The organism is Acinetobacter sp. A3, assembly GCF_012371415.1.
In the GTDB taxonomy this organism is placed as follows: domain Bacteria; phylum Pseudomonadota; class Gammaproteobacteria; order Pseudomonadales; family Moraxellaceae; genus Acinetobacter.
This window is the reverse complement of record NZ_JAAZQW010000021.1, coordinates 18,418-41,688: the sequence shown is the minus strand read 5'-3', so window position 1 is coordinate 41,688 and position 23,271 is coordinate 18,418. Positions and strand designations below refer to the sequence as shown.

The window sequence follows — 23,271 nt, the reverse complement described above, 5'->3', positions numbered from 1 at the left end:
CCTATCGTCTAGAGGCCTAGGACATCGCCCTTTCACGGCGGTAACCGGGGTTCGAATCCCCGTAGGGACGCCATATTTGAAATGATACATTTCAACAAAAAGCCCAAGCACAATGACTTGGGCTTTTTGCTATTTCGGCACTCAGAAACCTTTGAGCAGTAAAGTGAAAGACTCAAAGTCAATAATCCACACTTTGAGCCTATCCACAATACATAACAGCAAGACTATTAAGCCGATTTACGCGAATTCACCTGCCCTTTAATCACCGCTGTCAAATTTCCTTTTAAATATTTAAAAAAGACTTTTAACGGAGAGAGTTTTGGATTTGGACGCTTGCCCTGAGCAATTGCCTTAAACTGGGCGGCATACCAAATAATTTCCATAATTGCCATTTTATCAATCATCGGAATGCCTGTTTTAATTTTATCAACGCCATAACGTACGTCTTGCCCTACCAGCAAGCGGTTGGCTAAATCCGTTTCTACAGCAAATGGGCGAGCAATACCAATAAAATCACATGCACCACTGTCTAACGCAGCATTCATAGCTTCGACCGTTCTAAAACCACCCGTCACCATTAAATGACATTTCACCTGGCTGCGGATCAATTCTGCAAAAGATAAGAAGTAGGCTTCACGTGCAATCGTACTAGGCTTGCGCTTATCTGCTTTAGAACCTGCCATGGCTGGGGCTTCATACGTTCCCCCTGAAATTTCAATCAGGTCAATTCCTGCTTCATCCATGGCTTCAAAAACCGTGATCACTTCTTCTTCCGTGATGCCGCCGCGCTGAAAGTCTGCAGAATTCAATTTGACTGATACAATAAAATTATCCGATGTTGCAGCACGCACCGCCTGATAAATTTCCATCAAAAAGCGCATTCGATTTTCTATACTGCCACCCCATTGGTCTTGGCGTTTATTGGTAAGTGGCGATAAAAATTGGCTAATCAAATAACCATGTGCACCGTGTAATTGAATACCCTCAAAACCCGCTTGCTCACAAATTTGTGCGGCTTTGGCAAAACGCTGAATAATATCTAAAATTTCATCATCACGTAGTTCACGTGGAGTACCAAAACTTAAAGCCAAATTAGGGCTAAATGGCACAGCCGAAGGTGCAACGGTTTCTTTGTTCAAACCCTTCGGGCACTGACGACCAGGATGTGACAACTGTACTAGCTGTACCATGTCATAACGCTTTCCTATGTCTGCCCATTGTTTGAGCTGGTCTAAATCTCGGGCCGATTCAATACCCACCACGCCTGGTTCATTTTTAGCGCGTAAATCGACCATGACATTGCCTGTAATTGCGCAACCCAAGCCACCTTTTGCCCATGCTTCATATAAACCTAAATGCAGTGTATTCGGTTGTCCTGCGGTATTGGCTAGCGCCTCACTCATTGCACCTTTAATAATGCGGTTTTTAAACGTGGTATTACGAATTTGTATTGTTTCGGCAAGATGGCTCATACCCTGTTCCGTTTTGTACTTTTTGAACTTTTACTCTAAAGATTTTTCAGAACAGGTCAATGCCATTTTGACAAATCTTATTGTCAAAATGGTTAAATCATTCAGGGCTGTTAGACTTATTTATACACCCTCTTTCAAACCATAATCCATTATCCACTCACCCAAACCTTCTTCAGCTGAAGAAAAGTTTTCAAATAATTTACACATCACAAATGATGCTTTTGGATTAATCAAAAATTGCTATAGGAATGGATGACTCCAACAAGTTCTAATACTCACTAGCTGCAATCAACTGGCGGGTATATTCTGTTTGAGGATGACTAAACAGCTGTTCGGTGTTCTGAAACTCCATCACTTTGGCTTGATGCAGCACCAAGACTTTTTGGCACAGCGCTTTCACCACTTGCAAATCATGGCTAATAAATAAATAACTCATTTGCTCCTGCTGCTGTAAACGGCGCAACAACTGCACCACCGCACGTTGTGTCGTACGGTCTAAAGCAGATGTTGGCTCATCCATAATCAGCAATTTAGGGCAAAGTACCAAAGCGCGCGCCAATGCAATTCGCTGACGTTGCCCACCCGAGAGTTCATGCGGATAGCGCTGTTTAAAACTCACGGGTAATTCTACTTTGCTTAAAGCTTCATCTATGCGCTGGCTGATCTCCTGTTTAGACAAGTGCTGTAAAGCCAAACCTTCACCAATAGTTTGTTCCACATTTAAACGCGGGTTTAAACTGCTGAATGGGTCTTGAAACACGATTTGAAAATGCTGACGTAAAGGACGCAATTGCCGCTCATTTAACGCATTTAAATCTTGCCCAAGCAGCTCAATTTTGCCTTCACTTTCAATTAAACGGGCAATTGCAAGTGCTAGTGAACTTTTACCCGAACCACTCTCCCCCACAATTCCAACCGATTGTCCCTGTGCTAGTGCTAAAGCCAAAGGTTCAACTGCAACTACATAATCTTTAACCCGATTCAATAAGCCCTGTTTAATTGGAAACTTCACCCCAACCTGATCCAATGCTAATACGGTAGACAATTCTTCAACCTGTAAGGCTTCGCCAAAATCGTGATTCAATAAATTTTGCGTATAAGCTTGCTTAGGCTGACTAAAAATTTCTGTAACACTGCCCTGTTCTTCAACCCGTCCACGATTCATCACAATCACTTGATCAGCATAATGTTTAACCAAATTCAAATCATGGCTAATCAAAATCATTGCCATGTTACGGCGTGCTTGCAAGCTTTTTAATAAATCCAAAATCTGCGCCTGTAAAGTCACATCCAAAGCGGTCGTAGGTTCATCGGCAATTAGAATGTCAGGATCAAGCGCCAAAGCCATAGCAATCATCACTCGCTGCCGCTGCCCACCAGACAATTCATGCGGATAGCGCTTTAACTTCTCCTCTGGCTGCGGAATGCCGACATCCTCAAGTAATTCCAATACTCGCGCACGTGCTTTTTCCTTGCTCCAACCACGCAACCATAAACTTTCACCTATAATCTTTTCTACCCGATGCAACGGATTTAAAGCAGTCATCGGTTCCTGAAAAATCATGGCAATACTTTGACCACGAACTTGTCGCAGTTGTTGTGGCTTGAGACGCAGTAAATCCTGTTCTGCAAATATAGCTTGGCCTTGTACCTGTAAATGTGGCGGCAGCAAGCCCAGTAAGGCCAAACTACTAATGGATTTTCCAGAGCCACTTTCACCCACTAAAGCGATGGTTTCACCAGCATGCAATTCAAAATTTAAATCATGCAGTAACACCTGTTGCTGATGCTGAATATTCAGCTGACTGACTTTGAGCAACACTGAATTTGAAAGTTCAGCCAACTGATTAACGTCTTGGGTCGAATGCATCACGTGTTGCCTCCCCAATATAAATTAATAAGGATAGAACGATGGCTAAAGTAAAAAAGCCTGACAATGCCAACCACGGTGCATTTAAATTATTTTTACCTTGTAATAACAGCTCGCCCAAAGATGCCGCATCGGGCGGTAAGCCATAACCTAAAAAGTCGAGTGCGGTTAAAGCAGTGATATTGGCTGTGAGCATAAACGGCAACTGCGATAAACTCGAACTCATGGCATTGGGTAAAATATGCCGAAACATAATGGTACGATCGGTAACCCCCAAACTCCGCGCTGCACGCACATAATCAAAATTTCGAGCACGTAAAAATTCTGCACGCACCAAGCCAACCAAACTGGTCCAACCAAACAGCAGCATAATCACAAATAACCAATACACACTTGGAGTAAACATACTGACCAAAATCATCACCATGAACAGCATTGGCAGACCGCCCCAAACCTCTAAAACACGCTGCCCAATCAGATCAATCCAGCCACCATAGTAGCCCTGAATCGCCCCAACCATAATGCCCAAAACTGCCGATGCAAAAGTCAGTGCAAACCCAAACAGCAGTGACACCCTTAAACCATACAGAATACGTGCCAAAACATCACGACCTTGATCATCTGTGCCTAGCCAGTTTTGTGCGGTTGGTGGCGAAGGGACAGGTACAGCCAAATCCAAATTCGGGGTTTGGTAAGAAAACTCAATCAACGGCCAAAGCGCCCAACCTTTATTAGTAATTAACTGTTGCACCACGGGGTCTTTATAATCCGCTTCGGTTTCAAACACACCACCAAAAGTCGTTTCAGGATAGGCCTTAAACACAGGCATATATAAAGACTGCTCGTATTTGACCAATAACGGCTTATCGTTGGCGATTAACTCTGCGGCCAAGGACAATACAAAAATGACAATAAAGACGATAAAACAGCCAAAACCCAGTTTATTTTGCTTAAAACGTTGCAAACGTGCGCGCGTAATTGGTGACATTATTTTGTCCCCCGCGATTCAAAGTTAATTCGAGGGTCAATCACCTGATACAGCACATCACTGATTAATCTTAAAATTAAACCCAAAAGGGTAAAAATAAACAAGGTACCAAAAATAACAGGATAATCACGCTGCACAATTGCTTCAAAGCCAAGCAAACCTAATCCATCCAAATTAAAAATAATTTCGATAAACAGATTGCCCACAAAGAAAATCCCCACCAAAGCTTCAGGTAAGCCTGCAATCACAATTAGCATAGCATTACGAAACACATGCCCATACAACACACGTGACTCGGTTAAGCCTTTGGAGCGAGCTGCCAGTACATATTGTTTATTTAACTCTTCCATAAAAGAGTATTTGGTCAGATACGTCAGCCCTGCAAACCCACCGATCACCATTGCCAGTAAGGGCAAGGTCATGTGCCAGAAATAATCGGTAATTTTGCCCCACAAACTCAGCTGAGCAAAATTTTCAGAAACCAAGCCTTGTAATGGGAACCACTGGAAATACGAACCACCTGCAAAAAATACAATCAGCAAAATCGCAAATGCAAACGCAGGAATGGCGTAGCCAATTGCCAACAAAATTGAAGTGGCTTTATCAAATAGCAAACCATGCTGACGGGCTTTTGTAATCCCAAGTGGAATAGAAATCAGATAGATCAGCAAAGTACTCCAAAGCCCTAAAGATAAAGATACAGGTAACTTTTCCAACAGTAATTGAGTCACAGGTTTATCTTTAAAAAAGCTAGTACCGAAATCGAGTTGCACATAACTGGTCAGCATTTGCCAAAAGCGCTCGTGGGCAGGCTTGTCAAACCCATATTGCGCTTCAATTTTTGCCACCATTTCATCACTTAGACCTTTGGCACCCTGATAATTACTGCTATTGCTTACCACAGTTTCGCCACCACTCATGCCCATGCCCTGAAAAGCTTCAGCCTGCTGAATGGCTTGCTCGACTGGCCCACCTGGTGCAATTTGAATCACCACAAAGTTAATCAATAAAATGAAAAACAGGGTGGGAATAATCAGCAGCAATCTTTTTAGTATATATGTGCCCATGTGCTCACCTTTTGGCAATGTGCTGGTTCATCGCAAACACTGTCATGCTTGAATTTTAAAAATCGTTATTGTTGACGCAAATAATGTGCAACTTTCTTGGCTTGAGTTGCATCGCTCCACCAGTAATCAATCCCTGCAGATAATTTAGGTTTAATGGCAGGCTGACGATACATATTCCAGTAGGCATACCAGTTTTCACCTTTGCCGTAGGTTGGAATTTGATAATAACCTGCCCGCAATAAACGATCTAAAACCTTGGTACGTACAATTAACTGTTCACGGTTGGGTGCACGGATCAACTGTTGTACCACTTCATCAATCACTGGGTTTTTAATCCCTGCATAATTATAATTTCCTGGCTGATCTGCGGCAGCGCTACTCCATAGCTGTGCCTGTTCATTGCCAGGACTTAAAGATTGCGGCATGACGCTAGTGGTCATATCAAAGTCGGCACGGCGCATCCGTTCAATATATTGCGGCACATCCACATGCCGAATGGTCACAACCACACCTAGGCGTTTCATATTGCGCACAAAGGGCATTAAAGTCCGTTGTAAGCCATCTTGATGAATCAGAAATTCTATTTGGATAGGTTTGCCTTTGGCATCTACCAATTTGCCATGCTGAAAACGATAACCTGCTTTCAAAAGTAGCTCACGTGCTTTAAGCAATCCACTGCGGTTAAATCCGCTGGCATCGGTCACAGGAAACTGCCAGTTTTGCAATACACCTTGTCGTTGGACTGGATGTAGTTTGGCTAAATAGGGTTTTAAAATGGCCAATTCTTCGGCTGATGGTGTGCCTTTAGCCTCTAGCTCGCTATTAGAAAAATAGCTTTGCAAACGGCGATATTGCCCATAAAACAGAGCTTTGTTTTGCCATTCAAAATCGTAAGCATAGGTCAAGGCTTGCCGAAAACGAATATCCTGAAATGCATGTCTGCGGGTATTGAATACAAAACTTTGAGTTGGAATTGGGTTCTGGTGCTGAAATTTATGCTTAACCACCATGCCCGCATTCACGGCAGGGAAACGATATTCCGTCACCCATTTACGTGCCGTATATTCTTCATGCAGCGTATATTGCCCCGACTTAAAGCCTTCAAAGGCAATATCTAGATTGCGATAATACACATATTTTAGGCGGTCAAAATTATAGCGCCCTTTGTTTATGGGCAGATCCTTGCCCCAGTAATTAGGATTACGTTTATAGGTGATGCTGCGCCCTGCATCAATCCGTTCAATCAGATAAGGCCCAGAACCTAAAATAGGTTCGAGGGTAATACGGGTAAAATCACGCTTTTGCCAATCTTTTTTAGAATAGATGGGCATTTGCGACAAAATTAAGGGCATTTCTGCATTGTTGCTGGATTTAAAACTGACTTTTACCTGATGTTTGGACAAGACTGTGGTTTTATCCAAGTCAGACAAATACATTTGCAAACCCGGATTGGACTTGGTCTGAAATGCATCAAAACTGAATTTAACATCTTCTGCAGTGACTGGACTGCCATCGCTAAACTTTGCTTGAGGATTCAAATGAAAAATCACAAAGGCTGTTTGCTTCGGGTCATAGCTAACTTTTTCAGCCAATAAGGGATACATCACCCCCGGCTCGTCTAAAGAACTGCTCATGAGTGAATCAAACAAAAAATTCACCCCATCGGTGGAGCTGCCTTTGCCATTCATGTCATTTAAATTGTCAAAAGTGCCATTACTGGCGCGAATCAAATCTCCACCTTTGGGTGCATGCGGATTGGCATAAGGCATGGCTGTACGCCCCGCATACTGAGGTTGGCTATGCACCGCAATATATGGTGTAGTTTGAATGGCAGCCCAACCGAACTGTGGCAATGCCAGACATCCCACCAGACAGAACAATGTTTTGTGTAGCGCGAAAGACATGCGCACAGCTCCTTGTGCAGTATCACTCAGGATGTAGTCAAACACCGCATCCTCAGGATTAAACTTTACAGATTCGGGACTTTAATCACATCACCAATGCGCAATTGCGTATTCGGCTGCATGTCATTTAAATCGGCCAAAGCTTTGCTGTCGATACCATAACGGTTGGCCAAACCAATCAATGTATCTCCACGTTTGACCTTATATTCAGTCACAGTTTTTGGAATTTGAATACTTTGACCAATCTGTAAGCCTGAACGTGGGGTTAAGCCATTTAAACTAGCCAATTCAGCAACTGAAATACCAACACGGTTGGCAATTGAATTTAAGGACTCGCCACTTTTTACGCGATAAGCTTCAGTCGCTTTAGTACTGCTACTTTTAGCTACGTTTGATACTTCGGCTTTTGCATCAACAGTTGCAGCGCTGGCATCAACTTTTAAGCGCTGCCCAATACGCACATTGGCGGTACGCGATAATTCATTCAGCTCTGCCAAATAACTCAATTGCAATTTATATTGGCGAGCAATACTGCTTAAAGTTTCCCCTGCTTTCACGACGTGAATATCATTGGCAGTTTCAGTCGCTGCTTCAACTTGGGCTTTTTTATCAGGAACATCACCCGTGAGTTTCAGACTTTGTCCTGCTCTTAAACCACCGTTACGGCTAATGTTATTCAACTCTGCTATGTATTCCTGACTCAAGTTATATTTGGTAGAAATAGCAGATAAGGTATCTCCACGTTGTACCGTATAACGCTCAGGTACATTAACGCCCGCAGGTACTTTTAAGCTTTGACCAATGCGTACCCCACTTTGGGTGGTTAAATTGTTCAGACTGGCCAATTCAGCCAACGAAATTTTGGCTTGGTTGGCAATACTGGATAAAGTATCGCCACGCTGTACCTGATAATTTTCTGTTGGATAGTTTGGTGCTTCAGTTTTTGCTTCTGACTTACTGGCCTCGGCTTTGTTCGCTTCAGCTTTCTGAGTCGTTGCTTCATTTACAGGGACATTAATACGCTGACCCACCAATAAACTGCTGCCCGCCGTCAGACCTGGGGTTAAATCTGCCAATTCCTGATTAGACAAAGCATAGCGATCAGCTATCAGTTTTAAATATTCGCCACGTTTCACCACATAGCTTTTGGTCACGACTTTTGTGGCTTGTTCTGCCGCTTTTTTATCCGCTTCCGCTTTGGCTTTAGATGCCGCAGTTTCTTTTAAACTTAAACGCTGTCCGACCAATAAACCACTGGTAGTGCTCAAATTATTATAATCTGCCAATTGTTTAACGCTTAAACCAAACTGACTGGCAACACCTGTTAAAGTATCATTGGCTTGCACCACATATTGCTCAGGCATGGTTTTCGGTTTGGCTGGCTCTGCCTGTGGCTTGGCATCGTACAAATAAATACTGGTGCCTACATACAAAGTTGCATCGGGTGCAATTTGGTTCCACTTCGCAATATCACGCCAATTCAAACCATTTTTCATGGCAATACTGGCCAAAGTATCGCCCGCCAATACGGTATAAGTAGTCCGTTTGCCTTTTGGCGGAATAACCACAACTTCAGAGTCCGTACGCACAAAGTTTTTACCCTGATTGCGCTTGGCTTCTTCTGAATCTACACGTGTGCTTTCTGCCACACTTTTCGGGTAAGCAAAGCCTTTGGTTAACTCTTTACCTTGCTGCTCTGCCACAGACTGGCTGGTTTGAATTGCTGTAAGCTTAATTTTCCCATCGTATGGATCGACAATCTCAGTGCCTTGAGGTGCAATTTGTTTTAGCTCCGCCACAAGTTGCTCTTGCTCTGCCTTAGAGGCTACAGGCTGCAACACCTCTTCCACCGTTTTATTACTGCCTTCTGCCTGTACCGCAGCAAGAATCTGTTCACGCTCGGTCGTTGAAATTGGTGGTTCAATCCGTACAGGTTGAATATTTGCCGCAGGCGTGACTGCAACAGGAATACGCGGTGCACTTGGTACATCACTCCCTGCTGCAAATGCAGCTAAGGCATCTGAGCCTCGTGGTGTACGCGACAAACGTGCAGGTGTTGTTGATGCAGGTTTAGACGTACTGGCTGTCGTGGCAGTATTTGAAGATGTTGTGCTTGCGGCCTTTGTGGTGGCTGCTGGCGTAGCAGATGCTGTTTTGCTCGTCGTTGTTCTACTGGTGGTTGCCGTGGTCAATGTTGGTGGTACAGATTTAGACGGTGTGATCGTTACCCCAGATGAAGAAAACGACGGTGTGTTACTTGTATTGCTTGCCCATAAACCACCACCACTTTGTAATTTTTTTAATCTCGCATCTACAGTTGGACTTAAATCTGCAGGGATTAAAATTCGCATTGGGCTTTGCGTGTCGATCCGGTCACCACGATGCCCTGGGTTAAGTGAATAGAGTTCCGCACGGCTTAAACCTGTAATACTGGCCACATCATTTAAATTTACCGCACCTACATTTAACTCACGGAAGTGAGGACGGTTGGCAATTGGCGGTAAAGACACGCCATAAGCATGTGGACTTTTAATAATTTGCGCCACCGCCAAGAAACGTGGCACATAATTCATGGTTTCCTGAGGCAGTTTCAAAGACCAATAATCGGTTGGTAAACCTGCCGCCTTATTACGGTTAATCGCTTGCTGAATACGTCCTGGCCCTGCGTTATAGGCTGCCAATGCCAATTCCCAAGAACCAAACTGATTATACAAACTGCCTAAGAACTCATAGGCAGCACGGGTCGACTCCACTACATCTCGACGGCCATCATACATTGAGGTTTGTTTTAAGCCGTAAATACGGCCTGTACTTGGAATAAACTGCCATAAACCTGCAGCTGCAGCACTACTGGTTGCAGCGGGGTCGTACGAGCTTTCAATGACAGGTAACAATGCCAATTCAGTTGGCATACCACGGCGTTCAGCTTCTTTTACTGTGTGATATAAATAACGTGAAGCACGCGCACTTAAACGATCCAAATATGGCTGACGCGAAATAAACCAGCCACGCTGTGCTTCAATACGCGGGTTCCAATGGTTTAAATCCATTTTGAAACCCACGGTCATACGCTTCCAAACATCGCCATGTTTTAAAATTAATAAACGATCGCCTTCAACTGCACGCATATCGGTTGCAGATAGTAAGTCTTCCAAACCATCCAATGTGCTGGCATCTAAATAACCCGACCCGACCTGACTTGAAGTAAGCGGCTTGCTCGCACCCTGGGTCGAGCTACAGCCAGACATCAAGCCTAAGGCAGCCAATGCTGAACCTAAAACTGTAATTTTAAAAAATGAAGGTAAAGTCGGCTGCCACAAGCGCGTGGTTGGTTTATACATAAAAGAATCCAAACAACTCGTATATAAATTATTTTTTAGACATGCCATTGTAGTGGAGCTAGACAACGACACAAGGCTTTAATTTAGCGTGTTTCCGCTATAAATGTTACAAGAAATTAAAAAAATAGCAGGAATTTTGGGTCTAAACTAAATTTGCGATATACAATAGCTTTTTATTTTGATTTATTTTGCTGAGTATTCGGATCTGATTTATGTCTCAAACAATCACATTATATGTTGATGGTGCTTGCCGTGGTAATCCTGGCTTAGGGGGTTGGGGGGCGTATATCATCACCGAACAGGCAGAGCATAAATTACATGGTGGCGAAGCACAAACCACCAATAACCGCATGGAACTCACTGCAGCCATCGAAGGTATTTTATTTTGCCCAACCGATGCCAAATTGATTATTTGGACAGACTCCAACTATGTCAAACAAGGCATTACCGAGTGGATTCACGGCTGGAAAAAGAAGAACTGGAAAGATGTCAAAAACCCAGACCTTTGGCAAAAATTAGATGCCACGTGTCAGGGGCGTGAAATTGAATGGAACTGGATTAAAGGCCATGCAGGACATGCAGGCAATGAAATGGCAGACCAGTTGGCCAATTTGGGTGCAGATCAAGTTCAAAAAACCTTAAATTCTCCATCTAATGCAGCACCCACTTTGGATGCACCGCAACAGGATAAAAAAAAAGCTGAATCTGACTGGTTACTAGATGATCCTTTCGGTTTTGACCTGATTGAAGATGAGCTTGAAATGGAAAATACAACACCAGACAGCAATTTAGAAAGTAACGATCAAAAACACAGCATTATAGAGGATGATGAAAGCACACAGGCCGCTACTGGTGACACTGTAAATAATGATCCTGAAACAGAAACGAATTCAGAAAATGTCACCTCAAATGAAAATATTGTGGATGCTACATCTGCAATGCACCCGCATATTGTGGTGACGCCTGCCACAATGCAGCTACACGGCCCTCGCCAACTGATTCTAGATACGGAAACCACAGGTTTTTATTATCAGGACGGTGACCGTATTATTGAAGTGGGTGCGCTGGAAATGATTAACCGTAAACTCACGGGCAGTTCCATACACATTTATATTCAGCCTGAAAAACTGGTCGGTGAATCAGAAAATATTCACGGTATTTCAGATGAGTTCTTAAAAGATAAACCGAAATTTGCCGAAATTGCAGATGTGCTGTATCAATACCTCAAAGGTGCAGAAATTATTGCGCATAACGCTACCTTCGATATGAACTTCCTAGACATGGAATTCAGTCGCGCAGGTTTGGGCAATTTATCAGAAGTGTGTACCGTAACGGACTCATTGCTGATGGCAAAAAGCAAACACCCTGGGCAGAAAAACTCCTTGGATGCTTTGGTCAGACGTTACGAGATTCCTGCGCGTGACCGTACCTTCCACGGTGCATTACTGGATGCCGAAATTCTCGCCGATGTATACTTGGCGATGACAGGTGGACAGGTTGCATTTGATATGGACACCCTGTCTGCAAGTGAAGAACAACAACGTCAAAGTGACCGTTTAAGTATTGATATTGACCTAGCAGTAATATTACCTTCAGATGATGAACTGGCAGCGCATGAGAATTGGGTCAAACAATTTGAAGAAAAACACGGTAAACCTTGCTTTTTTGCCAAATAAAATCTACGAGTTTTGTAATTTTATGTATTTAAAGATTCGCCAGTTCAGTTATAGTTAAAGCAAATAGGACTTTGTATTTTTGCAAAGAACCAACAAACAGATAAAACACTAGGAAAGGTGCAGATCCATGTCTTACCAAACCTCTATACATTTTGATCCAACTGCCTTGCTGATAATAAAAAATGAGGTTGATAATTCTATCAAACTGGTTGAATCCGCAGTAAGCACCTTAGCAGAAGATCAAACTTTACCTTTTGGTATTGATGATGCACTGAATCAATTTGAACAGTGCGCTCAGGTTTTAGCCTTAATTGATATGGAAAGCTTGGCAAAAATTGCGCAATACTCTGCAGAGCTCATGCGTAAAATTATGGGGAACCCAAGCAATATCAACACACAGGAAGTGATTGCGCTCAGCGAAGGCACAACCATGCTCAAGCGTTATATTGAGTTTATTTGCCTGCGTGAAGTCAAAATTCCACAATTTTTGCTCGACACCTTAAACCGTTTAGAACTGGCTTTAGGCAAACCATTAACGCAAGAAGGTCAACACATTGAAGGCCTGCTCGATTGCATCACTCCTAGCTTTCAATTACCGCAAGCGCCTTCTTTAGAAAAGTCGGCTTATGTGCATCGCTTGTATAAATTGTCATTACACAAATTACTCAAGCAAGAAGAATCTGAAATAGATCTTCAAGCGATCAAATTAGTCGGAACATATTTGGCAGGCTTGGCAGAAAGTCATCCGAGCCAACAATATTGGGGTTTGGTACACGTTGCCTTCAACCATATTGATGACTTGTTGCTAAATGAGCCACGCTTACGCACCCTCATTGGTATTGAACACAATATGCGTCAATACTTTGCTGCGCCAGAAACATTCGCTGCGACCTTGACTGATCTGGCGAACATTTTAAGTCTGTGCATTAGTCAAGAAGACGAAATTTCACAACATATTCGTAGTCAGATGAATCTTGGTGAAGACTTATTAACTGACACACAATTACAAGTATTCAGCCGTCATTTATATGGTCCAGATTTTGACACCATGCACACCATTAGCGACTTAGTGACCACAGAAATGGCGCAGATTCGCAATGACATTGAATACAACTACCAAAACATGAGTCCTGAAAAAACACAGGAATTGCAAAGCAAGTTAAAAGAGTTGGCGAACTTATTTAAAGTACTGAACTTAAATGAAGCCAATCAAGACTTGGAGCGTCAGGCAGAATCATTAAGCCGTCCTGAATTGCTTAAAGATGAAAACTTTGCTCAGCAATTAATGAACGTGATTTTATCTGCCATGAACTCAATTGGTGTGCTTGAACGTCATCACACCTCTAGTCGCTTGCAGTTGCGCGTCAACAACATGAATATTTCGCTAGATCGTTTAGATGAAGCGCATGAAGCCTTGTTGACCGAAACCAAATTACTAATTGATTTGATTACGCAAACCCTGACTCAGCATTTGCAAAGTCAAAACATTGCAGAACTGGAGCATACTTCTGCTCAAATTCGTGAGGTTGCGGGTGCAATGTTGTTCTTAAATGCAGAAAGTGGTCAAAAAGCCCTGAAAGTCTCTGCCAATTTTGTAAAAACACAAGTTGAAGCAGGTCAGAACTTAACTGCAGAACAAGTCAACCACATCTTGGATACACTTGCCAGCGCAGATATGCTGATTGACAATTTAAAGAACAAACAGCCTGTTCTGCACAGCATGTTTAAGGTAGCATTGAACAGTAGTGAAAAATTAAAAACTGTAGCCTAATGACTAAACTCTCACTTGCATATATTTTTCAGCAACAACAACTTTTGGTCGATGAAAACTTCCAATTACCCCGTGTGGAAAAACTGGCAAGTGACTTAAGCTTTAGCTCGGGCGATCAAGTGATTGCCCGAGACCTCCTCGAAGATGAACCAATCCCGAATGGCTTTCAATTAATTCCTATCCGACAGTTATTGCAACTGTGGAACACTCAGCAATTTGAGCAAGCCAGCCGTGCCATCCAGTTACTGGAATGGCGTCGTAATCATAAATTCTGCAGCCATTGTGGTCACAAAACTGTAGTGCATGCCACCCAATATGCCATGGTTTGCCCTGCTTGCGGCTATCATCAATACCCACGTGTCAATCCATGTGTGATTACTGTCATTACTCGCGGTGAAGACGAAGTACTACTGGCGCGCAATGCACGCAACAAACAGCCAATTTATGGCCTCATTGCAGGCTTTGTCGAAGTGGGTGAAACCTTAGAAGAAGCAGTACGTCGTGAAACCTTTGAAGAGGTTGGCGTGCAACTTAAAAATATTCAGTACCTTGCCAGTCAGCCTTGGCCATTCCCAAGTAACCTGATGATTGCATTTAAAGCCGAATATGCAGGCGGTGAAATTCAGTTACAAGAAGAAGAAATTCGTGATGCGCAGTTCTTTAAATTTGATCAACTGCCTGAAATTCCCTTTAAAGGCAGTATTGCACACGCCATGATTATGCACGTGACGCAAGGCACCGCTGTTGCAGATGATACCAAAGCTTGGCTGTAAGTCTGCTGTTATCCTAAATACAAAAACCGTTGCCACAAATTTGTTGCAACGGTTTTTTTATTGCTACTCAACCAAACACTAGGCTGAAGATCAATCAATATAACTCATCTTCAAGGGCCTGATCTAAAGCTCGCATAATTTGAGTCTTGGTCGCAAAGAAACGGCTAAACAAACTAGATACCGATGCCATGACACTGACATGCCCTGTTCTTGGAATGACCATAATTTCACTATGATTGCCGTATTTCTTTAACACGTGGTCGAAGTCAGTGGCATTGCTTGGCCCGACAATTTGATCCTTTTCTGCCACCAGTAAATAGTGTTTAACTGGATTCGGCTCAACAAAATAGTACGGCATCACATCCTGATACGGTACATCCTGATCAAAAGCATCGGCACACAGCGGGTCATCTTTATAATCAAAATGATAAGGCCCTGCCAAACCAATAATTGCACGGATATGATTCTTACAGCTTAAGGCATAAGGCTGCGGATGGTATAACAAAGACATCACATTAAATGCCCCTGCCGAATGTCCCATCAAGACCACCTGTGCAGTTGCAATACCCAATTTATGTTGATGCTGAGTCAAATAATTCAACGCCAAGGTTAAATCATCAATATAGGTGGGGAAAATATGCTGTGGCGCAAGCTGATAGTTAATGATCGCAACGTCAAAGCCTTCTTTTGCAAAAGCTTCACCCACAAAGCGATAATCCTGTTTATCACCGCGTGACCATGCACCGCCATGCACAAATACCAACAACGGACGCTGCGGTCGTGGTGTTGTGGTACGGTACACATCCAGACGATGCCTTGCCCGTAAACCATAAGCAATATTACTTTGAAGGGTATAGCCCTGCCGCGGAGTCAAGCGATTGAGCGCATAACTGCCTAAGCTATACAGACGAAACTCTTCATAAATGCGTTTCGCCTGTTCTAATCTTTTATTGAACTGTTTAAGCCAGTGTCCCACATTATTGAACATGTGCAGGTTCAACCTGATCTGGGTCTATCGCAACGGGTGTCTGTGTTTCAGGCACAACCATCGGGCTTACAAAATTGGCATTATTGCTTGGCTGGAGTTCAATATTATCAATCAAGGTAATAATTTTGGTGACGTTTCCAACTTGTTGCAGCACTTGGTTTAGGTCTTGCAATTCTGCGTTATTTAAACGCCCCATCACATACAACACCCCATCTTCAGTATGAATACGCACTTTACTGTCGGACACCACAGGTGCTTTCATAATCAAACCGCGGGTATTTGCAGTCACTGTGGTGTCCTGCATAATGGTGCTGTAACTGATTTGATTACCCACCGTAATATAATTATGGATGGTTTTTACATCACTCATGGCACGTACATTGTCTTCTGCCAATTGCTTTAAATGCGCATCAGGCACTTGTCCTGTCAGCAATACATTGCCATGAAAACTTTCAACATTCACGCGAGACTGTTTAAAGCGTGAATCTAGTTTGTATAAATTAATTTTGGCGGTACGTTCTATTGAGTTATCAATAAACACTTGCCCAAGTGATCGTGCGCCACTTTCTGTTCCTACTGGCGCTGTACCTGTACCACTTGAAATAAAACTTGCACAACCCGATAAACTTGCTACACACAGCAAGGTCACTGCAATACGGTTTAACACTCAGCAAGACTCCTCATTATTTTCTTTCAACTCTGGCAGTGCTGCACATTTCATGCTTCAGTTTTACGACAAGCACTCACCAGCTGATGTTTTATGCTTTAAATTTCACTCAAAGATTAATCAACTCTGCATCAAAAGTAAAAGCATTTTCAATCCATTGCAGATCATACGGGAATTTGGAAAAGTCTTGCTGTACTGTTTTTGCAAATTGCCCAGAAAAATCAAAACAAATCACATCAAAACGACAATAAAATTCTGAAAATTGTGGATTTTCTGCCAAAAACTGCAAGGCGGTTTTCATGATTTTCTGCTGCTTTGATAATGACACCACTTCATAAGCTTTTGCATAACTGCTTTTAGAGCGCGCTTTCACTTCAACAAATATCAATTGTTGTTGCCGCACCAAAATACCGTCAATTTCACCAAACACACTATGATAATTTTGCTGTAGCAATGTCCAACCTTGCTGCTGTAAATACTGCCATGCAAATTGTTCGGCCCATGTTCCCAATGCCTGACGCATCAAATTCTTATTGTTGGTTTTGTCCATTTTCATTTTTATATTCACAAGTGCTGCATGATTGATACAGATTCTGCCTAGTTTCGCCTTACATACATACATACGTCAGATCGCAATTCAGGTAGAATAGCCACTCGGTCTGTTGCTAGTGCATGGCTCAGAGCAATGCTGTATTTAGTCGAATTTTGATTATTTTTTTAGTTTGTTATTTCCCACGGAGAAAACTCAATGAGTGCCCAGTTATTTGTTGTCGCCACCCCAATTGGTCACTTGGATGATATGAGCTACCGTGCGATTGACGTACTCAAATCGGTAAGTCTGATTGCCGCAGAAGACACTCGCACCTCTGCGCAATTGATGAAGCATTTTAATATTTCTACCCCACTCACTGCCTGCCATGAGCACAATGAAAGCAACAAAATCGAGATTTTAGTACAAAAACTACTGAATGGCGAAGACATGGCGCTGATTAGCGACGCAGGTACGCCACTGATTAGTGACCCAGGGTTTAAGTTGGTACGTGCTGCACAGGCCAATGGTATTCGTGTGATTCCTGTACCGGGTGCATGTGCAGCCATTGCAGCATTGAGTGCGGTTGGCTTACCGAGTGATCGGTTCAGCTTTCAGGGCTTTTTGTCTGCTAAACAATCACAACGAGTACAACAACTCGAAAAACTCAAAGATGAAACCCAGACGCTAATTTTCTATGAAGCGCCGCATCGAATTTTAGATTCAGTCAAAGATATGGCTGCGGTGTTTGGAGCCGAACGCCCTGTTGGTTTTGCCCGAGAAATCACTAAAACCTTTGAAACTATTAAAAAAATGACTTTGGGTAAACTGGTTGAGTTTATCGCTGCAGATCATCACCAACAAAAAGGTGAAATTGTATTGGTGGTAGGCGGTGCCAGTGAAGAAAAAGACCTAGAACAAGAAAAGCTAGATCAACTGTTACAGCGCTTATTGCAAGATTTATCGGTGAAAGCTGCATCACAATTGGCTGCTGACTTAACAGGGATTAAAAAGAAAATCGCCTATCAACGTGCACTGGAGTTAAGCCAAGCAGCAGACTAAGCACATTTAGTTTACTGCGTTGTCTTGAATATTCATTCAATAAAAAAGCATCACCTTGAAGGTGATGCTTTTCTATATATTTCGACCGTAGTCAGTACAGTTAGCCTGAATACGACCACTTAGTCGCGTGCTGACTCATCTGGTGGTACTTCCGTAATTTTTCCACCACGTGCCAAGAACGCTGCAACTTCATCTTCCAAAGCCTGACGCTGTTTCAGTTTAGCAGTCACGGTCAAAGTTTCTGCTTCTGCTAAATCTCCATCTGCAGCGCTTTCTTCTGAATCTGCAGCGCCTTTTTCGGCTGCTTTCGCTTCATCTTCGTCTACAGTTGAATCTTCTACATCATCGTAATCGTTCATGTCCGTCATCTTAATCTCCCCACAAATGACTTCAACTTGGTCCAATTGAAAACTGGTTATGAATTACGATGAAATTTAGCAATCTCTTGGCCTTTCGCATAGAGTCTAAATTAAAAAAATCGTATCTTTTTTAATCAAATTCGTAATCAGGTATGTATGACCGTACAAAAAACGACTCTTTAGGGTTAAACCGCGTAACGGGTATCTTGTAACAGGCTTAATCCATTGGCTTGTGCCATAAAGGCATCTTTTAGTGCAGGCTGTTGTTCAACCTGTTTTAAACCAAAATTACGCGCCCATACCACAGGGAATAAAGTCGTGGTTTCCATCCAACCAATAGCAGACATGCTGTGCATCATGGCATCGTTCTGTCCTTTACGACGGTGTTCATAACGTTTTAAAGTCTGTTCATGCGCCCAAACACCACGCTTAAAGTCATGCAGTAGTACATCACAGAGTACTGCAGCGTCTAAACAGCCAATGTTCACCCCTTGTCCTGCAAGTGGATGAATCACATGCGCAGCATCACCAATCAATGCCAGCCCCTCTTGCACATAGCGCTGTGCTGCACGGGCCTTGAGTGGGAAAATAGCACGTGGTGTTGCCTCTAAGACCTCTCCCAACATGTGATGACTTTCACGGGTCAAGAGTTGAGTAAAATCGGCATCATTCAGCTTGGCGTATTCTTCGGCATAGTCATCGGGCAAAGTCCAAACAATAGACTGCCAATGCCCTTCTTGCTCATCCTGTAAACTGGCCATTGGTAAATACGCCAACGGGCCTGTTTCTAAAAATATTTGCCGTGCTACATGCTGATGTGGCAACGCAGTACGAATCGCACAGGTTAAACCTGCCTGACGATAATCCAGCACATCAAAATCAATAAAGGCCTGTTCACGTACAAAGGAGTTGGCACCATCTGCACCAATCACCAGTTTGGTTTGTAATTGGGTACCATCGGCCAAATGAATATGCCAAACCCCTACACCACGCTCCAAACGTGTCACTTTGACTTGCGTACGATAGTCCTGCACTTGCTCTAGCATTTGTTGCTGAATCGCAAGGTTTAAAATACTTGGCTCTACCATTGAACCAAGCGCTTGTTCAATCACGGGTGTATTCGTAGCATTACTGCCAAAATTAATTTCACCATAGCCATTTTTATTCCAAACCTGCATGCCGCTATACGGCATGTGGCGCACAAGTTTAGACCAAACACCTGCTGTTTTTAATAGGTGGATCGTAGCCTGACTGAGCGCCAAAACACGTGGATTGGCAATCGCTAAAGTTTTCTCTGCATCTAAAATGGGTGCAGCATCCAAAACTGTAGCTTGCACGCCACCCTGTGCTAACAGTAATGCGGTTAAACCACCAACCAAGCCACCACCAATAATGACTGCATCTAACACTTGCACTTGTTGATTTGCTGTACTCATGCTTTTAACCCCATTGCATAGTTGGCTACCAATGGCTTAATGCCTGGAATCATATCAAAAGCAACGAGGCCCGTATTACGCATGAATTTTAGGATTGGGTTTTGATTGCTAAAGCCACGTACAACGCTGTCGCAGAATTTAATAACGCGTTGCTGATCCTTTAAACGAGATTGCTCGTAGTCACGTAGTACAGCTGGGTCGCCTAAATCTGCAGATTTTGCTGCCTGTTCGGTAAGATAACGCAATAAAACATAGGCATCTCGCATACACAAGTTAAAACCTTGCCCTGCAACAGGGTGAATCGTGTGCGCTGCATTACCCATCAATACCACGCGACCAACCGCCTGTTTTTCTGCTAAAACTTGTGACAATGGAAAACTAAAACGACGTCCTGTTTTTTCAAATTTTCCTGCGCGGTCGCCATAAGCTTGTTGCAGGGCATCTAAAAAGTGTTGGTTGTTTTCATCGCCAATCCATTCATGCTCTGTTCCCTTTGGTACAGGCCACACCACAGAACGACGATATTCACCTGGCAATGGCAGCAACGCCAAAGGCCCTAAATGGCTAAAACGCTCAAAGCCAACATGCGCATGTGGCTTAGAGGTTTGCACCGTAGTCACAATAGCCACTTGGTCATAATCGTGTTCCGATGCACCCACGCCCAAAGCTTTACGGCAGAAAGAATCACGACCATCGGCAGCAATGAGGAGTTTTGCAGAAAGTTGTAGTTGCTCCTGACCACGCACCGCCTCGATATATGCAAAATCTGCGTCTTGTTTCAGTGCTGTCACCTGCACGCCATCAATTAACTCAATAAGCGGCTGTTTACGCACTTCGGTTAACAACACACGACCGAGCCATGCATTTTCAATGACCTGCCCAAAACTTTCGACTTTTTCTTGTTCAGCCAATAATCGTGCCTTACCAAAACTGCCTTGCTCTGTAATCTGAACTTCTAAAATAGGCGTGGCATGTTGCTGCAAGGCGTCCCATAAACCCAGTTCTTGGTAAATTTGTACACTGCGACGTGACAATGCGCTGTTACGGGCATCGAAACTGGAATGATACGGTGCTAAATTGGCATCTTCATAATTGGGGTATTGAATCGCTTCCAGCAACTTCACCGCAATATTGGCTTTGGCTAACATTAAGGCAAGGCTTAAACCCACCATACCACCACCGACAATGATGACTTCTTGTTGCTGCATTTCGTTCCCCAATCTGCTCAATTTCACTGAATCATACTGAATTTAGGCTTTGGCTTGAGCCATGAGCGCTTCAATCTCTGCTACTGTTTTTACTACATTTGCAGTCAAAACACGAGGTCCATTTTGTGTTGCCACCACATCGTCTTCAATGCGAATCCCAATACCACGCCATTTTGCATCGACTGTTTCATCATCTGGGGCGATATATAGACCTGGTTCAACCGTAACAACCATGCCTTCCTCATACACACGCCAGTCTTCGCCCTGCTTATAAGTGCCGACATCATGCACATCCATACCCAGCCAATGGCCTGTGCCATGCATATAAAATTGACGATAACTTTCCGAATCAATAATTTGTTCTAAATCGCCCTGCATAATGCCCAAATCAAGCAGCCCTTGTACCAAAATACGTACCGCAACATGATGCGGTTCTTTATAAGAATTACCAATTTGCACAGCATCAATGGCTGCAATTTGCGCATCCAATACAATGTTATACAGTGCTTTTTGTTCTGGGCTGAATTGACCATTTACAGGGAATGTACGGGTAATGTCTGAGGCATAGCACTTATATTCACAGGCTGCATCAATCAGGACCAAATCACCATCTTTAAGGATTTTGTCATTTTCGACATAATGCAAAATACAGGCATTTTCGCCACCACCGACAATGCTGTTATAGGCAGGAACACAGCCATTTTTGCCAAAAATATAATTCAGTTCGGCTTCTAATTCATATTCCATCATGCCCGCTTTGACAGTTTGCATGGCACGGGTATGTGCCTCGGCACTAATGTCTGAAGCAATTTGCATCAACTCCAGTTCAGACTCGGTTTTATGCAAACGCATTTCATCCAGCAAACGATCTAATTGCACTATTTTGGCAGGTGCAGTATTGCCTTGACGATGTTGTGCATCGGCTTGTTGGTTCCATGTAGCAACACGTGCATCAAACTCAGCCTGATGACCCAAGCGGTAATATAGCGTATCTTTGTTAACAATTTTCGCAATGATTTCAGCATCTAACTGCTCAATTGCAAAAGACTCATCTGCCTCGTACTGCTCAATTGCACCTTCTAGCCCTGCCCGATAACCATTCCAGATTTCCATTTCACGGTTACGTTCACGGCAGAATAAGGTGTATGTGTAGCCTTCATCAATCGATTCATAAGTTTCAATTACCGCAACTGCTTCAGGTTCTGCAAAACCTGTCAGATAGAAAAAACTGCTGTCGGCACGATATTTATAGTCTGCATCACGATTACGCATTGCAACAGGACTGGTCGCAATAATAGCAACACTGTTGGGGCCCATGCGTTCAGCAAATTGATCTCGACGTTCTTTAAATTCGACTTGAGTCAGTTTTTTCATATTGAGCTCTTTCATTGAAAATATGTTGATGAAATTAGAATGATTATGATGCGTTCAATTAACTTACACTTTCGCAACTCAAGCCACAACGCCCGATTAGCTCGGACGATGTGGTGTAAACATTTCTACCACTGAAGATGGATTTTGCCCTGTTTGTGCGGTCTGTACACGTGATTTAGCGTGTACATTTTGCAATAAAGAGCTTTCTTCCACAGCTACTTTTTTACGGCCTACAGACAAACTCACAGGAATTAAACGTACAAATTCATACAGTTCCTGATAACTTTCTTCGCCTTCTTCATCATTGTCTGAGTCTTCAAATTCAACTTCAGCCACATCTTGTAAATGTTCAATCAGTTCAATTTCATCTGAACGGATATGCCCAGAAGCCAAACCAAAACCGAGTACGACACCCGCACACCAGTCGGCTAAAGCTTGTACACGCTCTTGTAAAAGATGTTCGTCATCTGGCAACAGCGGCAAATAATCCAATTCATCTTCAGACAAGGCATGTGCTACATCTTCAGATTCATCGGTTAATAGTGCTAGGGCTGTTGGCTCTAAATTGGGCACATTTAAGGTTTGTAAAATCTGCTGCCACTCAGTTTCTGTTGGTGCATTTGTCACACAAACTATACCTGTGAGTAAGCCGTGTAACTCACTTGGGCTTGAAATTTCTTCAATGCCAGAAAAATTGCGAAACCATTCTGACCAACCTGAAATATCGTCTTGCATTCGTTTATCCAATCTCTATACTTCGTATATATTACCTTTGTTTGCAATACT

18 protein-coding genes are annotated in these 23,271 nt (G+C 43.1%); 4 read left to right on the top strand and 14 right to left on the bottom strand.

All coding sequences use genetic code 11. The annotated features are described in order from the left end of the window. Positions 1 to 227: 227 nt before the first annotated feature. The 6 genes from HHA42_RS08415 to HHA42_RS08390 all read right to left on the bottom strand — a co-directional run bounded on the left by HHA42_RS08415 (position 228) and on the right by HHA42_RS08390 (position 10,642). Entirely contained in the window at positions 228 to 1,472 is a 1,245-nt protein-coding gene (locus tag HHA42_RS08415; protein WP_168526138.1) for an NADH:flavin oxidoreductase/NADH oxidase family protein, read from the bottom strand. 268 nt (positions 1,473 to 1,740) lie between these two features. Beyond that, positions 1,741 to 3,342 carry a dipeptide ABC transporter ATP-binding protein gene (locus HHA42_RS08410; protein ID WP_168526142.1) on the bottom strand — a complete coding sequence of 534 codons (1,602 nt, stop codon included), beginning with the start codon at positions 3,340 to 3,342 and terminating at the stop codon, positions 1,741 to 1,743. After that, positions 3,320 to 4,330, bottom strand: a complete 1,011-nt coding sequence (locus HHA42_RS08405) for an ABC transporter permease (RefSeq protein ID WP_168418630.1) — start codon at positions 4,328 to 4,330, stop codon at positions 3,320 to 3,322. The genes HHA42_RS08410 and HHA42_RS08405 overlap by 23 nt, the downstream gene beginning before the upstream one ends. Continuing rightward, on the bottom strand, positions 4,330 to 5,397 hold the full coding sequence (gene yejB, locus HHA42_RS08400) for a microcin C ABC transporter permease YejB (protein WP_168461737.1): 1,068 nt from the start codon (positions 5,395 to 5,397) through the stop codon (positions 4,330 to 4,332). The genes HHA42_RS08405 and yejB overlap by 1 nt, the downstream gene beginning before the upstream one ends. A 65-nt stretch (positions 5,398 to 5,462) precedes the next feature. Beyond that, positions 5,463 to 7,301, bottom strand: coding sequence for an extracellular solute-binding protein (locus HHA42_RS08395; RefSeq protein WP_168418632.1), 1,839 nt, complete (start codon positions 7,299 to 7,301; stop codon positions 5,463 to 5,465). A 65-nt stretch (positions 7,302 to 7,366) separates the two neighbouring features. Beyond that, positions 7,367 to 10,642 carry a LysM peptidoglycan-binding domain-containing protein gene (locus tag HHA42_RS08390; RefSeq protein WP_168526136.1) on the bottom strand — a complete coding sequence of 1,092 codons (3,276 nt, stop codon included), beginning with the start codon at positions 10,640 to 10,642 and terminating at the stop codon, positions 7,367 to 7,369. A gap of 212 nt (positions 10,643 to 10,854) precedes the next feature. Here HHA42_RS08390 and dnaQ point away from each other — a divergent pair, with 212 nt between their 5' ends. The 3 genes from dnaQ to nudC all read left to right on the top strand — a co-directional run bounded on the left by dnaQ (position 10,855) and on the right by nudC (position 14,862). Then, the gene (gene dnaQ, locus HHA42_RS08385) at positions 10,855 to 12,318 is read left to right on the top strand and encodes a DNA polymerase III subunit epsilon (protein ID WP_168526134.1); all 1,464 of its coding nucleotides are present in this window, start codon (positions 10,855 to 10,857) and stop codon (positions 12,316 to 12,318) included. 127 nt (positions 12,319 to 12,445) lie between these two features. Then, complete coding sequence (locus HHA42_RS08380; protein WP_168526132.1) at positions 12,446 to 14,089, top strand: chemotaxis protein; 1,644 nt, start codon at positions 12,446 to 12,448, stop codon at positions 14,087 to 14,089. Continuing rightward, a complete protein-coding gene (gene nudC, locus HHA42_RS08375) occupies positions 14,089 to 14,862 on the top strand; it encodes an NAD(+) diphosphatase (RefSeq protein ID WP_168526130.1) in 774 nt (257 codons plus the stop codon). Before HHA42_RS08380 ends, nudC begins: the two co-directional genes overlap by 1 nt. Positions 14,863 to 14,956: 94 nt before the next feature. Here nudC and HHA42_RS08370 read toward each other — a convergent pair whose 3' ends face one another. From HHA42_RS08370 to HHA42_RS08360, 3 genes are all read right to left on the bottom strand, one after another. Beyond that, positions 14,957 to 15,850 carry an alpha/beta hydrolase gene (locus HHA42_RS08370; protein WP_168526128.1) on the bottom strand — a complete coding sequence of 298 codons (894 nt, stop codon included), beginning with the start codon at positions 15,848 to 15,850 and terminating at the stop codon, positions 14,957 to 14,959. Next, entirely contained in the window at positions 15,840 to 16,517 is a 678-nt protein-coding gene (locus tag HHA42_RS08365; protein ID WP_168461733.1) for a BON domain-containing protein, read from the bottom strand. The genes HHA42_RS08370 and HHA42_RS08365 overlap by 11 nt, the downstream gene beginning before the upstream one ends. A gap of 109 nt (positions 16,518 to 16,626) precedes the next feature. Continuing rightward, a complete protein-coding gene (locus HHA42_RS08360; RefSeq protein WP_228278959.1) occupies positions 16,627 to 17,073 on the bottom strand; it encodes a YraN family protein in 447 nt (148 codons plus the stop codon). Positions 17,074 to 17,265: 192 nt separating this feature from the next. On the opposite strand from HHA42_RS08360, the gene rsmI reads away from it, so the two are divergent. Continuing rightward, positions 17,266 to 18,108 (top strand): 16S rRNA (cytidine(1402)-2'-O)-methyltransferase, encoded by an 843-nt coding sequence (gene rsmI / locus HHA42_RS08355; RefSeq protein WP_168526126.1) that lies wholly within the window; start codon positions 17,266 to 17,268, stop codon positions 18,106 to 18,108. A gap of 119 nt (positions 18,109 to 18,227) precedes the next feature. Here rsmI and HHA42_RS08350 read toward each other — a convergent pair whose 3' ends face one another. The 5 genes from HHA42_RS08350 to HHA42_RS08330 all read right to left on the bottom strand — a co-directional run bounded on the left by HHA42_RS08350 (position 18,228) and on the right by HHA42_RS08330 (position 23,220). Then, the gene (locus HHA42_RS08350; protein ID WP_019836366.1) at positions 18,228 to 18,476 is read right to left on the bottom strand and encodes a hypothetical protein; all 249 of its coding nucleotides are present in this window, start codon (positions 18,474 to 18,476) and stop codon (positions 18,228 to 18,230) included. Positions 18,477 to 18,652: 176 nt separating this feature from the next. Beyond that, positions 18,653 to 19,903, bottom strand: a complete 1,251-nt coding sequence (locus HHA42_RS08345) for an FAD-dependent monooxygenase (RefSeq protein WP_168526124.1) — start codon at positions 19,901 to 19,903, stop codon at positions 18,653 to 18,655. Next, positions 19,900 to 21,111 carry a 2-octaprenyl-6-methoxyphenyl hydroxylase gene (gene ubiH, locus HHA42_RS08340; protein WP_168526121.1) on the bottom strand — a complete coding sequence of 404 codons (1,212 nt, stop codon included), beginning with the start codon at positions 21,109 to 21,111 and terminating at the stop codon, positions 19,900 to 19,902. Before ubiH ends, HHA42_RS08345 begins: the two co-directional genes overlap by 4 nt. A gap of 42 nt (positions 21,112 to 21,153) precedes the next feature. After that, entirely contained in the window at positions 21,154 to 22,485 is a 1,332-nt protein-coding gene (gene pepP, locus HHA42_RS08335) for a Xaa-Pro aminopeptidase (protein ID WP_168526119.1), read from the bottom strand. A gap of 96 nt (positions 22,486 to 22,581) precedes the next feature. Then, positions 22,582 to 23,220: a UPF0149 family protein gene (locus HHA42_RS08330; protein ID WP_168526117.1), complete on the bottom strand. Its 639-nt coding sequence runs from the start codon at positions 23,218 to 23,220 to the stop codon at positions 22,582 to 22,584. Positions 23,221 to 23,271 lie beyond the last annotated feature (51 nt).